The 13,503-nt window shown below is 66.0% G+C and carries 13 protein-coding genes; 5 read left to right on the top strand and 8 right to left on the bottom strand.

Features of this window, described 5'->3' with window-relative positions; all coding sequences use genetic code 11:
• Positions 1 to 3: 3 nt before the first annotated feature.
• From queF to FOA17_RS13090, 7 genes are all read right to left on the bottom strand, one after another.
• Positions 4 to 471, bottom strand: a complete 468-nt coding sequence (gene queF / locus FOA17_RS13120; RefSeq protein WP_149141942.1) for a preQ(1) synthase — start codon at positions 469 to 471, stop codon at positions 4 to 6.
• A 212-nt stretch (positions 472 to 683) separates the two neighbouring features.
• On the bottom strand, positions 684 to 920 hold the full coding sequence (locus tag FOA17_RS13115) for a formate dehydrogenase subunit delta (protein ID WP_149141941.1): 237 nt from the start codon (positions 918 to 920) through the stop codon (positions 684 to 686).
• The gene (gene fdhD / locus FOA17_RS13110) at positions 910 to 1,716 is read right to left on the bottom strand and encodes a formate dehydrogenase accessory sulfurtransferase FdhD (protein WP_149141940.1); all 807 of its coding nucleotides are present in this window, start codon (positions 1,714 to 1,716) and stop codon (positions 910 to 912) included. Before fdhD ends, FOA17_RS13115 begins: the two co-directional genes overlap by 11 nt.
• Positions 1,713 to 4,589 (bottom strand): formate dehydrogenase subunit alpha, encoded by a 2,877-nt coding sequence (fdhF, locus tag FOA17_RS13105; protein WP_149141939.1) that lies wholly within the window; start codon positions 4,587 to 4,589, stop codon positions 1,713 to 1,715. Before fdhF ends, fdhD begins: the two co-directional genes overlap by 4 nt.
• Positions 4,586 to 6,106, bottom strand: a complete 1,521-nt coding sequence (locus FOA17_RS13100; protein ID WP_149141938.1) for an NADH-ubiquinone oxidoreductase-F iron-sulfur binding region domain-containing protein — start codon at positions 6,104 to 6,106, stop codon at positions 4,586 to 4,588. Before FOA17_RS13100 ends, fdhF begins: the two co-directional genes overlap by 4 nt.
• The gene (locus FOA17_RS13095) at positions 6,106 to 6,573 is read right to left on the bottom strand and encodes a formate dehydrogenase subunit gamma (protein WP_149141937.1); all 468 of its coding nucleotides are present in this window, start codon (positions 6,571 to 6,573) and stop codon (positions 6,106 to 6,108) included. Before FOA17_RS13095 ends, FOA17_RS13100 begins: the two co-directional genes overlap by 1 nt.
• Before the next feature lie 89 nt (positions 6,574 to 6,662).
• Positions 6,663 to 7,547, bottom strand: coding sequence for a LysR family transcriptional regulator (locus tag FOA17_RS13090; RefSeq protein WP_149141936.1), 885 nt, complete (start codon positions 7,545 to 7,547; stop codon positions 6,663 to 6,665).
• A gap of 104 nt (positions 7,548 to 7,651) precedes the next feature.
• Here FOA17_RS13090 and FOA17_RS13085 point away from each other — a divergent pair, with 104 nt between their 5' ends.
• The 5 genes from FOA17_RS13085 (at position 7,652) to uvrC (ending at position 12,518) form a co-directional block, all read left to right on the top strand.
• A complete protein-coding gene (locus FOA17_RS13085; RefSeq protein ID WP_149141935.1) occupies positions 7,652 to 8,452 on the top strand; it encodes a S49 family peptidase in 801 nt (266 codons plus the stop codon).
• Between the two features lies 1 nt (position 8,453).
• Positions 8,454 to 8,621, top strand: coding sequence for a hypothetical protein (locus tag FOA17_RS19910; protein WP_203232316.1), 168 nt, complete (start codon positions 8,454 to 8,456; stop codon positions 8,619 to 8,621).
• A 3-nt stretch (positions 8,622 to 8,624) separates the two neighbouring features.
• Positions 8,625 to 9,560: a calcium/sodium antiporter gene (locus FOA17_RS13080; protein WP_149141934.1), complete on the top strand. Its 936-nt coding sequence runs from the start codon at positions 8,625 to 8,627 to the stop codon at positions 9,558 to 9,560.
• Complete coding sequence (locus FOA17_RS13075) at positions 9,557 to 10,336, top strand: SDR family oxidoreductase (RefSeq protein WP_149141933.1); 780 nt, start codon at positions 9,557 to 9,559, stop codon at positions 10,334 to 10,336. The genes FOA17_RS13080 and FOA17_RS13075 overlap by 4 nt, the downstream gene beginning before the upstream one ends.
• A gap of 310 nt (positions 10,337 to 10,646) precedes the next feature.
• Positions 10,647 to 12,518, top strand: coding sequence for an excinuclease ABC subunit UvrC (gene uvrC, locus FOA17_RS13070; RefSeq protein WP_149141932.1), 1,872 nt, complete (start codon positions 10,647 to 10,649; stop codon positions 12,516 to 12,518).
• A gap of 6 nt (positions 12,519 to 12,524) precedes the next feature.
• Here the strand turns inward: uvrC and FOA17_RS13065 are convergent, their stop codons facing one another.
• Positions 12,525 to 13,424, bottom strand: a complete 900-nt coding sequence (locus FOA17_RS13065) for a DMT family transporter (RefSeq protein ID WP_149141931.1) — start codon at positions 13,422 to 13,424, stop codon at positions 12,525 to 12,527.
• Positions 13,425 to 13,503: the final 79 nt, after the last annotated feature.

Raw genomic sequence — 13,503 nt, 5'->3', positions numbered from 1 at the left:
GCGTCAGCCGCGCCCGCGATAGCCCGGCACGCCCTGATCGGGCAGCCAGATCCCCGCCGGCGCCGGGCCGCTGGCCCAGAAGACATCAATCGGCATGCCACCGCGCGGATACCAGTAACCGCCGATGCGCAGCCATTCGGGATCAAGCAGATCGACCAGCCGCCGCCCGATGCTGACGGTGCAGGCCTCATGGAAGGCGCCGTGATTGCGGAAGGAAAACAGAAACAGTTTCAGCGACTTGCTTTCCACCAGCCAGTCACGCGGCACATAATCGATCACCAGATGTGCGAAATCGGGCTGGCCCGTCATCGGGCAGAGCGAGGTGAATTCCGGCGCGGTGAAACGCACGACATAGCGCTGCCCCGCCTCGGGGTTCTGCACCCGCTCCAGCACCGCCTCGGAAGGGTCGGTCGGAACGCGGGTGGGCTGGCCAAGCTGTTGCAGGCCGGAATAGATATCGTCGTCTGTCATGGGATGCCCCTTGTTGGGGCCTCGGGTCACATCGGGGGGCCCTTGCGGGCCCTGAGCGCAGTTTTGACCGGGTGGTCTGCGACCGGAGGCGTTTGCCAGAGCCCCCGGCTAGCAGCCGCCCCCGGGCTTGGCAAGCGCCCCGTGGCGCGCGGGCGCAAGCGGGGGCCAGCCCCCGCACCCCCGGAGTATTTCGGCAAGAAGCAAGGCAGAGGTCAGGCCGTCGCGGGGCGGCGGATCTGCGGCGCGGCCTCGATCACCAGCGGGCGCAGGCCGGTGCCGCCCTGATCGAGAATGTCGAACAATTGCCGCCGCATCCGCGGTTCCCAGAAATCGTTGATATGGCTCGCCAGACCCGCCACCCCTTCGGCATGGGGCTTGCTTTCCATGAAGCGGGCGATCTGGTTTGCCATGGTGATCAGCTTGGTCTGCCAGTTGCTGTCATGCGACATCGGCGCTCTCCTCTGGCGGGATACGGGTAGGGTGGGTGAAGATCTCGAAACTGTCGGGCCGGGCCAGCGCGATCAGGGTCAGCCCGGCGGCGGCGGCCAGATCGACAGCGGCGGCTGTCGGGGCCGAGACGGCGATCAGCACCGGAAAGCCCGCGATGGCCGCCTTTTGCACCATGTCGATCGAGGTGCGGCAGGTCAGGATCAGCGCCCCCTGCGCGGCGTTGCCAGCCAGCGCGCCGATCAGCTTGTCCAGTGCGTTGTGGCGGCCGACATCCTCGCGCGCGGCGCGGATGCACCCTTCCGACCAGAAGGCCGCGCAATGGGCGGCGCGGGTGGCGTCATGCAGCGGCTGGTGCTGTTCCAGCCCGGCGATGGCGGCGCGCACCTCATGGGGCGTCATGGTAAAGCTGCCCGGCGGCAGGCGCGGCGGGATGCGCGCGGCCTCCTCCAGGCTGTCGATCCCGCACAGGCCGCAGCCCACCGGCCCCGCCATGCTGCGCCGCCGCCGCGCCTGTCGCTGCGCGGCATCCTCGGTCAGCCAGATTTGCAGATCAATGCCCTTGTCGGTGGCCACCGCCTCGATGCTCTGGATCTCGTCCGGGGTGGCGATGCCTTCGGTCAGGGTGAACCCGCGCGCGAAATCCGTCAGATCGGCGGGCGTCGCCATCATCACCGCATGGGTGGAGCCGTTATAGCTGAGCGCGACCGGCACTTCCTCGGGCAGCAGGCGATGTCCGGGCAGGCTGACCCCCGCCCGGACAGACAGACGCGGCAGGCTGCGCCGCGTCTCCATCACTCGGCCGCCGCGATCCGGCGCGACAGGCTGGCCTGCGCCTCATAGCTTTCCTGCCACTCGCTCGGCCCGTTGGAGGGGCTGACCTGCACCGCCGTCACCTTGTATTCCGGGCAGTTGGTCGCCCAGTCCGAGAAATCGGTGGTCACGACATTGGCTTGGGTCACCGGGTGGTGGAAGGTCGTATAGACCACGCCGGGCGAGACGCGATCGGTAATTTCCGCCCGCAGCGTGGTTTCGCCCGCCCGGCTGGCAAGGCGCACGAAATCGCCATCCCGGATGCCGCGGGTTTCGGCGTCATGGGGGTGGATCTCCAGCACATCCTGATCGTGCCAGACGGTGTTCTGCGTGCGCCGGGTCTGCGCGCCCACATTATACTGGCTGAGGATCCGCCCGGTGGTGAGCAGCAGCGGAAAGCGCGGCCCGGTCTTTTCATCGGTCGCGACATATTCGGTGCGGATGAACTTGCCCTTGCCGCGCACGAAGCCGTCGATATGCATCAGGGGCGTGCCCTCGGGCGCCTGGTCGTTGCAGGGCCACTGGATCGAGCCCATTTCCTCGATCCGGTCATAGGTGACCCCGGCAAAGCTGGGCGTGGTCAGCGCGATCTCCGCCATGATCTGCGACGGGTGGGTATAGGTCCAGCCGGCGCCCATGGCATTGGCGAACATCTGGGTCACTTCCCAATCGGCATAGCCCTGCTTGGGCGCCATCACCTTGCGCACCATGTTGATGCGGCGCTCGGCATTGGTGAAGGTGCCGTCCTTTTCCAGGAAGGACGAGCCGGGAAAGAACACATGCGCGTAATTCGCGGTTTCGTTCAGGAAAAGGTCATGGACGATCACGCATTCCATCGCCGCAAGACCGGCCGCCACATGTCTGGTGTCGGGGTCGGATTGCAGGATGTCTTCGCCCTGGCAGTAAAGGCCCTTGAAGCTGCCCTCCACCGCCGCATCCAGCATGTTGGGGATGCGCAGGCCCGGCTCGGGGTCGATCTCCACCCCCCAGGCCTTTTCATAGATCGCGCGCACCTCGGCGCCCTTCACATGGCGATAGCCCGGCAGTTCATGCGGGAACGACCCCATGTCGCAGGAGCCCTGCACGTTGTTCTGGCCACGCAGCGGGTTCACGCCCACGCCGGGACGGCCGATATTGCCGGTAAGCATGGCAAGGTTGGCAATGCCGATCACCGTGGTCGAACCCTGGCTGTGTTCGGTCACGCCCAGCCCGTAATAGATCGCCGCATTGCCGCCGGTCGCATAAAGCCGGGCCGCGCCGCGCACCTCCTCCGCCGGAACGCCGGTCAGCAGCTCGACCGCCTCGGGGGAATGTTTCGGGTCGCTGATGAATTCGGCGTAATCCTCAAACTCGGCCCAGTCGCAGCGGCTGCGGATGAACGCCTCGTCATAAAGCTTTTCGGTCACGATCACATGCGCCAGCGCCGAGACGATGGCAACATTGGTCCCGGGCCGAAGCGCGAGGTGATGCGCCGCCTTGTAATGCGCGCCCTCGACCATCTCGGTGCGGCGCGGATCGACGACGATCAGCTTGGCCCCCTGGCGCAGGCGCTTTTTCAGGCGGCTGGCAAAGACGGGGTGGCCGGAATGCGGGTTGGAACCGATGATCAGCGCCACGTCGCAATCCTCGACGGAATCGAAATCCTGCGTGCCGGCCGAGGTGCCGAAAGTCTGGCCCAGACCATAGCCGGTGGGCGAATGGCAGACGCGCGCGCAGGTATCCGTATTGTTGTTCAGGAATACCGCGCGGGTGAGTTTCTGCACCAGATAGGATTCTTCATTGGTGCAGCGGCTGGAGGTGATGACGCCGACCGACTGGCGGCCGTATTTCTGCTGGATCGCCTTCATCCGGTTTGCCGCGAATTCCATCGCCTCGGCCCAGGACACTTCGCGCCAGGGTTCGTCGATCGTGTCACGGATCATCGGGTTCAGGATGCGGTCCTGATGGCTGGCATAGCCATAGGCAAAGCGGCCCTTCACGCAGCTATGGCCGCGATTGGCCTTGCCATGCTTGTAGGGCACCATCCGCACCAGCTCATCGCCGCGCATTTCGGCCTTGAACTGGCAGCCGACGCCGCAATAGGCGCAGGTCGTCACGATCGCACGGTCGGGCGTGCCGATGTCGATCACCGATTTTTCGGTCAGCGTCGCGGTCGGGCAGGCCTGCACGCAGGCGCCGCAAGACACGCAATCCGAGGTCAGGAAACTGTCGGCCCTGGCGCCGGCATGCACCCGGCTGTCCCAGCCGCGGCCCTGGATCGTCAGCGCGAAGGTGCCCTGCACCTCCTCGCAGGCGCGCACGCAGCGCGAACAGACGATGCATTTCGACGGATCGTAGCTGAAATAGGGGTTGCTGTCGTCTTTCGGCAGCCATTGCGGATTGGCGCCGCCGCTGGTGTCCTTGGCGCGGAAATGGGTCTCCACCGCCTCATAGCGCACGTCGCGCAGGCCGACGGCGCCCGCCATATCCTGCAATTCGCAATCGCCATTGGCGGCGCAGGTCAGGCAATCCAGCGGGTGATCCGAGATGTAAAGCTCCATCACCCCGCGGCGCAGCTGCTTGAGCTTGCTGGTCTGGGTATGAACCTTGATCCCCGGCGCAACCGGCGTGGTGCAAGAGGCCGGGGTGCCGTTGCGGCCCTCGATCTCCACCAGGCAGAGACGGCAGGAGCCAAAGGCATCGACGCTGTCCGTCGCGCAGAGTTTGGGCACCGGAATGCCCGCCTCGGCGGCCGCGCGCATGATGCTGGTGCCTTCGGGCACGGTCACGTCAAAGCCGTCGATGTTCAATGTGACCATTTGTTTTGATTTCGCGGCCGGGGTGCCGAAGTCGCGATCGGGAAGGACAAAGTCTTTCATTCGGCGGCCTCCTTGGCTTGGGCGGCGAAATCATCGGCGAAATGCGTCAGGGCAGACATGACCGGATAGGGCGTGAATCCACCAAGCGCGCAGAGCGAGCCGGATTTCATCGTCTCGCACAGGTCGGTCAGCAGCGGGATCGCAGCGCTGTCGCCCCGCCCGATCCGATCAAGCGTTTCGACGCCGCGCACCGCCCCGATCCGGCAGGGGGTGCATTTGCCACAGCTTTCGATGGCGCAGAATTCCATCGCGAAACGCGCCAGTTTCAGCATGTCGGCACTGTCGTCAAACACGGTCAACCCCGCATGGCCGATCAGCGCGTTCTGGCCGGCATATTCCTCATATCCGAAAGGAATATCAAACTGATGCGGCCCGAGGTAGGCGCCCAGCGGCCCGCCAACCTGCACCGCCTTGACCGGCCGGCCCGAGGCGGTGCCGCCGCCGATTTCCTCGACGATCTGGCGCAGGGTCAGGCCAAAAGCCACCTCGTAAAGCCCGCCCTGTTTCACGTTCCCGGCGATCTGCAACGGGATCGTGCCGCGCGACCGACCCAACCCGAAGCCCGCATAATAGGCCGCGCCCCTGGCCAGGATCACCGGCACGGAGGCCAGCGAGATAACGTTGTTCACCACTGTCGGCCGGCCCATGAACCCTTGCAGCGCCGGCAGTGGCGGCTTGGCCCGCACCACGCCGCGCTTGCCCTCAAGGCTGTTCAGCAACGAGGTTTCCTCGCCGCAGACATAGGCGCCCGCGCCCACGCGGATCTCGATGTCAAAGCCCCGATCCGAACCAAGGACCGCCGCCCCCAGCACGCCCTCGGCGCGCGCCACGTCAACGGCGGCGGTCATTACCTCGATCGCGTCGGGGTATTCCGAACGAATATACACAAACCCTTTGGTCGCGCCGACGGCGAGGCCGGCAATGGCCATCCCCTCGATCAGAACAAAGGGGTCGCCCTCCATGATCATGCGGTCGGCAAAGGTGCCGCTGTCGCCCTCATCCGCGTTGCAGACGATGTATTTCTGCGGTCCCGCAGCGTCATGCACCGTTTTCCATTTGATCCCGGTCGGAAAGCCGGCGCCCCCCCGCCCGCGCAGGCCGGACTCGGTCACCTCGCGCACGATCTCGGCGCCGGGCAGGGTCAGGGCGCGGGTCAGCCCCTCCAGCCCGCCATGGGCGCGATAATCCGCCAGCGAAAGCGGGTCGATCAGGCCGCAGCGCGCGAAGGTCAGGCGAGTCTGGCCCTTGAGCCAGGGCAGTTCGTCGGTCAGGCCAAGCGACAATGCGCCGCCGTCAAAGATCTGCGCCACGGCCTCGGGCACCATCGGCCCAAAGGCCACGCGGCCTTGCGGGGATTCCACCTCGACCAGCGGTTCCAGCCAGACCATCCCGCGCGAACCGTTGCGGATAATCGTCACATCGACGCCACGCCGGCCCGCCTCGGCGCGCAGCGCGGCCACCACCGCATCGGCGCCCAGGGCCCGGGCGGCAGCATCGCGGGGAACATAGATCTTCATCAGCGCACCTCCTCGACGATCGCATCCAGCCGGGCCTCATCCACCCGCCCGATCAGCCGGCCATCGACCATGGCCGCCGGCCCGCAGGCACAGAGGCCAAGGCAGAACACCGGCTCCAGCGTCACCGCGCCATCGGCGGTGGTCCCGTGCCAATCGACACCCAGCCGGGCCTGCGCATGCGCAGCGACCCGGTCCGCCCCGACAGACTGGCAGCTTTCGGCGCGGCACAGCTTGACCACATGGCGCCCGGTCGGGGCCTCGCGGAAGTCATGGTAAAAGCTCATCACCCCATGCACCTCGGCGCGACCGAGATTCAGCGCCTCGGCGATCACCGGCACAGCCGCTTCGGGCACATGGCCAAAGGCGGCCTGCACCGCATGGAGGATCGGCAGAAGCGGGCCTTCAAGCCCCTGATGCGCGGCGACAATCTCTTGCACGCGCGCGACGGTGACGGACTGATCCGACATTGGCTCTCCTCCCGATGGCTGGCGGGACCATGCAGAGGCGCGATAGGCAAATCAATATCAATATACCGTCAGTCGATAGAAAAACCCTATCAAACCTTGGCGATCCGTCGCGCGCTTTCCGTCAGCGCGGCGATCAGCGGCGTCGGCGGGTCGCGATGCGTCGCAATCAGGCCGACCAGATGTTCCACCTCCGGCCCGACGATGGGCACCGCCACCAGACCGGAGGCCCCCGCAAACAGATCCGCCAGCTTTTTCGGCAGGACCGAGACCCATTCCCCGGTCAGGACATGGGTCAGCAGCGCGATGGTCGAATTCGATTCGACCCCGGGCGCGCCGTGAATGCCGGCCTCGGCAAGATGCTGGTTGACGATGCGCCGGTTCTGCATGTCAGAGGTCAGCAGACATAGCGGCGCCCCGGCCAGATCGGCCCAGGTCACCTGCTCCCGTCCGGCAAAGGCGCTGTCGCGGGTGCACAGCAGCCGGTAGAATTCCGCATAAAGCGGCACCTGCGCCACGCGGCCCAGCGGTTCGTTATCCAGATAGGTGATGCCGGCATCCAGCTCCAGCTGCTCGATCCCCGACAGGATCTCCACCGAGGTGCGCGACAGCAGGGTGATGCGCACATTCGGGTGGCGATGCGCGAAATGCCGGGTCAGATCGGCAACCATCGGCAGCGCGGTCGGGATGACCCCGATCCGCAGATTGCCCGCCAGCCCCTGCCGCGAGGCGCGCATCTCGTCGCGCAGGGCGCGGGTGTCACCGACGATCCGCCGCGCGCGGTCCAGCACGCGCTGCCCCTCGGGGGTCAGCCCCTGAAACCGCGACCCGCGCCAGACCAGTTGCACGCCCAACTGTTCCTCAAGCTGCTTGATCGCCGAAGACAGCGTGGGCTGCGTCACGCCGCAGATCTCGGCCGCGCGACCGAAATGGCCTTCATTGGCGAGCGCGATGAACATTTCCAGCTTGTCGATCATGCCCCCTGTCTGCGCGAATGTCGCGGACAGGGCAACGGCACAATTCGCACAGAGGCGCAGTTGTCAGGCTTGTCCGGGGGCGGGGCGGCCTCTACATCCTTGGTATGAACATTCGCATCCCCTTTCTGAAAAAGCCGCCGGTCATTCCGGTCATCCGCCTGCAAGGCGCCATCGGCACCGGCAGCCGTCTGGCGGCCGGGCTGAACGACGCCGCGCTGGCGCCGCTGATCGACAAGGCGTTCCGCATGAAACCCCGGGCGGTGGCGCTGGCCATCAACTCGCCCGGCGGGTCGGCGGTGCAATCCAGCCTGATCGCCGCGCGCATCCGCCGGCTGGCCGAGGAAAAGGGCGTGCCGGTGCATGCCTTTGTCGAGGATGTGGCGGCCTCGGGCGGCTATTGGCTGGCCTGTGCGGCGGATGACATCTGGGTGGATGACAGTTCCATCCTCGGCTCCATCGGGGTGATCTTCGCGGGCTTCGGCTTTCCCGAATTCATGGCGCGGCACGGGATCGAACGGCGGGTGATCACGGCGGGCAAGTCGAAATCGCTGGCCGACCCGTTCCAGCCCGCCCGCCCCGAGGACGAGGCCCGCCTGCGTGCCCTGCAAGAGCCGATCCACCAGGCCTTCATCGCCCATGTCAAGGCCCGGCGCGGCCCGCGTCTGGCCGAGGGGGCCGACCTGTTCAACGCCGATGTCTGGGTCGGGCAACAGGCGGTCGAACTGGGGCTGGCCGATGGTGTGGCGCATCTGGTGCCGCGCCTGAAGGCGCTTTATGGCGACAAGGCCCGGCTGGTGCCGATGGGGCAGAAACGTGGGCTGCTGTCGCGGCTGACCGGGCGCGCCATGGGCGCCGCCCTGGCCGAAATCGAGGACCGCGCGGCCTTTGCGCGGTTCGGGCTGTAACATGTTTCTCAAACTCATCACCTTTGTCGTGCTGGGCATCGTGGTCGGCGCAGTGGTTTTCGAGAAATTTGGCTACCGTCGCCGCCTTGCGCGGCGGCAGACCTGCCCTAAATGCGGCAGACACAAGATTGGTGCCGGCCCTTGCGGCTGCGGCAGGGACAAGGGTTAGGGCGTGGGACTCGATCTGGTTTATGTGGCGGCGGGTCTGGCGCTGCTGGTTTTCGGCGGCGATGCGCTGGTCAAGGGCGCGGTTGCGCTGGCCCTGCGGCTGGGCATCCCCGCGCTGATCGTCGGGCTGACGGTGGTGGCCTTTGGCACCTCGGCTCCCGAGCTTCTGGTCTCGGTCAATGCCGCGCTGCAAGGCCAGGCGGGGATCGCGCTTGGCAATGTCGTCGGGTCCAATATCGCGAATATCCTGCTGATCCTGGGCCTGCCGGCGCTGATCGCCACCATTCATACCAGCCAGATCGACACGCGGCGCGGTTATCTGGTGATGCTGGCGACCGCGGTCCTGTTCATCGCGCTTTGTTTTATCGGGCCGCTGACCTGGTGGCACGGGCTGATCCTGCTGACCGGCCTTGCCCTGTCCCTGTGGGATAACCTGCGTCAGGCGCGCGCGCATCGTGACAGCCAGCCCGACGACCTGCCCGCCGATGACCACATGCCGGGATGGAAGATCGCGGCCTTTATCTTGGGCGGTCTGGTCGGCCTCGGCTTTGGCGCCGATCTGCTGGTGGGCGGGGCGATCAACATCGCCCGCGCGCTTGGCATCAGCGAGACGGTGATCGGGCTGACGCTGGTTGCCATCGGCACCTCGCTGCCGGAACTGGTGACCTCGGTCATGGCGGCGTTCCGCGGGCAGGCCGATGTGGCCATGGGCAATGTGATCGGCTCCAATACCTTCAACGTGCTGGCGATTCTGGGCATCACCGGCCTCATCGCGCCCATGCCGGTGCCCGATCAGCTGCTGTCCTTCGATCTGTGGGTCATGCTGGGCGTGTCGCTTCTGCTGGTGCCCTTCGTGTTCTTCCGCCGCGATATCGGCAAGCTGGCGGGGATCGGCCTTGTCGGCGGCTATGTCGCCTATGCGCTGGCGCTGGTGGCGTGATGCGGGCGCTGGTCACCGGGGCGGGCGCGCGGCTGGGTCAGGCGATGGCGCTTTATCTGGCGGGGCGCGGCCATGACATCGCGGTGCATTACGCCGGATCGGCCGAGGGCGCGGCCGAGACGGTCGCGCAGGTGCAGGCCATGGGGCGCCGGGCGGTGGCCTTGCAGGCCGATCTGCTGGACGAGGCACAGGTGCAGGCCCTGCTGCCCCGCGCGACCGAGGCCCTGGGCGGACCCTTCACCGTGCTGGTCAACAATGCCTCGATCTTTGAATATGACAACCTGCACAGCGCCACCCGGCAAAGCTGGGACCGGCATATGGAAAGCAACCTGCGCGCGCCCTTCGTACTGACCCAGGCCTTTGCCGCGCAGGCACCCGCCCCCGCAATGGATGACGCGGGCGAGCCGCTGGCCCAGGCCCTGATCGTAAACATGATCGACCAGCGCGTGCGCAAGCTGACACCGGAATTCGCCACCTATACGCTGGCCAAGATGGGGCTCTGGGCGCTGACCCAGACCGCCGCGCAGGCACTGGCCCCGGCGATCCGGGTCAATGCGATCGGCCCCGGCCCCACGCTGCAAGGCGCAAGGCAGAGCGAGCGCCACTTTCGCAATCAGCGCGCGGCAACCGTGCTGGGCCGCGGCGCCAACCCCGCAGACATTACGGCGGCGCTTGGTTATTTCCTCGATGCGCCGGCGGTGACGGGACAGCTTTTGTGCGTCGATGGCGGGCAGCATCTGGGCTGGAAAACCCCGGATGTCCTTGGCGTTGAGTGACCTTGCGGCAATGCGCTGCGACGAGTTGTCCACTTTGGCCCCCGCCTTCACGAAACTGTAAAGAAAACCCTGCATTTTCAGTCATTTGCCAGATGTATAAATATTTTTCGTTTGAAATCATGTATTTATAAAGTCGCCTATTTTTTAGGCAATGCAATGAACCGGGCCGAAAACAAGGGAAATTCGCCGCCTTGCGGATTTTCTCCGCAAACTTATCCACAGAAACTGGGGACAGGTTTGCCCTTGCCTCCGGCCCCTGTGCTGTTGCAGCCAAGGAGGGGAATCGCTGACTCAGGAAAAGAGCATTTCGATGCAGGATGAAACGCCCGCGCCGCCGCCGAAAACCGGGCACGCGGTCATTCAGGATTACCTTCGCACGCTGGACGGGTCGCCCGGCGTCTACCGCATGCTGAACGTGCAGAACGAGGTGCTTTACGTCGGCAAGGCGCGCAACCTGAAGGCCCGGGTTTCGAATTATGCGCGCCCCTCGGGCCATTCGGCCCGCATCGCGCGGATGATCCATGAAACCGCCAGCATGATGTTCCTGACCACCCGCACCGAGGTCGAGGCGCTGCTGCTGGAACAGAACCTCATCAAGCAGCTCAAGCCCCGCTACAATGTGCTGATGCGGGATGACAAGTCGTTCCCCAATATCCTGATCCCGACCGATCACCCCTTTCCCATGATCCGCAAACATCGCGGCAAGCGCGGCGAAAAGGGCCGCTATTTCGGCCCCTTTGCCAGCGCGGGCGCGGTGAACCGCACGCTGAACCAGTTGCAGCGCGTGTTCCTGCTGCGCACCTGTTCCGACAGCATGTTCGCCGGCCGCACCCGGCCTTGCCTGCTGTTCCAGATCAAACGCTGCGCGGGGCCCTGCGTCGGCCGCATCAGCGAGGCCGATTATGCCGCGCTGGTCGAGGATGCGACACGGTTTCTGGACGGCAAATCGACCGATGTGCAGGCCAATCTGGCCACCGCCATGGCCGAGGCCGCCGAGGCGATGGAATATGAACGTGCCGCCGCCCTGCGCGACCGCATCAAGGCCCTGACCGCCGTGCAGACGACCCAGGGCATCAACCCCCGCGGCGTGGCCGAGGCGGATGTGGTCGCGCTGCATCTGGAGGGCGGGCAGGCCTGCGTGCAGGTGTTCTTCATCCGGGGCCACCAAAGCTGGGGCAACCGCGATTTCTATCCCAGAACCGGCGCCGGCGCCGAGGAGGCCGAGATCCTGGAGGCGTTCCTGAGCCAGTTCTACGATGACAAGGAACCGCCCCGCCTGATCCTGCTGTCGCATCCGGTGGAGAATGAGGATCTGGTCGGCGCCCTGCTGTCGGACCGCGCGGGGCGCAAGGTCGAACTCGCCGTGCCGCAGCGCGGGGAAAAGGCCGAACTGGTGGAAAACGCCGCCCGCAATGCCCGCGAAAGCCTGGCGCGGCGCATGGCCGAAAGCTCCACCCAGCAGCGGCTGTTGCAGGGTCTGGCCGATGCCTTTGACCTTGAGGCGCCGCCGAAGCGGATCGAGGTCTATGACAACAGCCACATTCAGGGCGCCCATGCCGTCGGCGGCATGATCGTGGCCGGGGCCGAGGGTTTTCTGAAAAGCCAGTATCGCAAGTTCAACATCAAGGGCGAGGCCGGCAGCCAGGGCGACGATTTCGGCATGATGAAAGAGGTGCTGACCCGCCGCTTTGAACGCCTGCTCAAGGAAGACCCCGACCGCAAGTCAGAGGCCTGGCCCGACCTGCTGCTGATCGACGGCGGCGCCGGTCAGATCTCGGCCGTGGCCGAGATCATGGGCGAACTGGGCATCGACGATCTGCCCTTTGTCGGCGTGGCCAAGGGCATCGACCGCGACCATGGCAAGGAAGAATTCCACCGCCCCGGCGAGCCGCCCTTTGCGCTGCGCATGAACGACCCGGTGCTGTATTTCATCCAGCGTCTGCGCGATGAGGCGCATCGCTGGGCCATCGGCGCCCACCGGGCCAAGCGCGCCAAGGCCACCACCGCCACCCCGCTGGACGAGGTGCCGGGCGTCGGTGCCAGCCGCAAGCGCGCCCTGCTGGCGCATTTCGGCAGCGCCAAGGCGGTGTCCCGCGCGGCGGTCGAGGATCTGATGGCGGTCAATGGCATCTCCGAGGCGCTGGCCCAGCAGATCCACGATTTCTTTCACGATCGCGGTTAGGCGGGGTCAGCCCCCTGCCCGCGCGGCGCGGCGCGCCACGACCCGCGCCCGCCACAGCGTGAACAGCGCCGCCGCCATGACCAGCGCCGCGCCCACCACCACATTCGGGCGCAGCACCTCGCCGAACACCCAGACGCCCAGCATGGCGATGAACACCAGTTGCAACAGCGCAAAGGGCTGGATGTCGCTGGCTTCGGCCACTTCGTAGGCCTTGATCATCATGAAATGCGCCAGTGTCGCGCTCAGGCACAGCAGCGCCATCCAGCCCCAGTCGGGCAGGCTCATCGTTTCCCAGAAATAGAGGCCGACCGGCGTGATCAGCAACGCCGAGACCCAGCCCGTCCACAGGAACGAGGTCGCCGCCAGATCGGCCCGCGCCACATAGCGCGTCAGCAACCCGTAAAGCGCGAACAGAAAGGCGCTGAACAACGGCACCGCCGCCCAGAGGCTGAACACCCCGGCGCCGGGATCGAGGATGATGATGACGCCGACGAAGCCGATCCCGATCGCGAGCCAGCGCCGCCAGCCGACGGATTCACCCAGAATCGGCCCCGACAGCGCCGCCACGATCAGCGGATAGCACACAAAGACCGCATGGCTTTCGATCAGCCCCAGCTTCACGAAGGCCAGAATCATGATGCAGACCTCCAGCACCAGCGCGGCCCCGCGCAGGAACTGAAGCCAGGGCAGATGCGACCGCATCACCGCCCCCAGGCCCGCCGGGCTGCGCCAGGCCAGCAGCGCCGCAAAGACCGCAAAGACCCAGAAGCGGATCATCACGACCATCCAGACATTATAGGTCTCGGCCAGATGCCGCGAAATGCCGTCCTGCAAGGCAAAGACCAGCGCGGTCAGCGACATCAGAATAATGCCAAGTGTGGTATTCTGCGAAATGCGCGCCTGCATGGCGTTGCCCCCGGGAAGTTGTCTCCGCATAGCCTGACGCGCGGGCGGGCGAAAGTCCGTTCGCGCCACGGGGAACCGG

This window comes from Gemmobacter caeruleus (genome assembly GCF_008271655.1).
GTDB classification, from domain to species: domain Bacteria; phylum Pseudomonadota; class Alphaproteobacteria; order Rhodobacterales; family Rhodobacteraceae; genus Gemmobacter; species Gemmobacter caeruleus.
The sequence above is the reverse complement of the archived record's forward strand: the minus strand, read 5'-3'. Positions and strand labels throughout refer to the sequence as shown.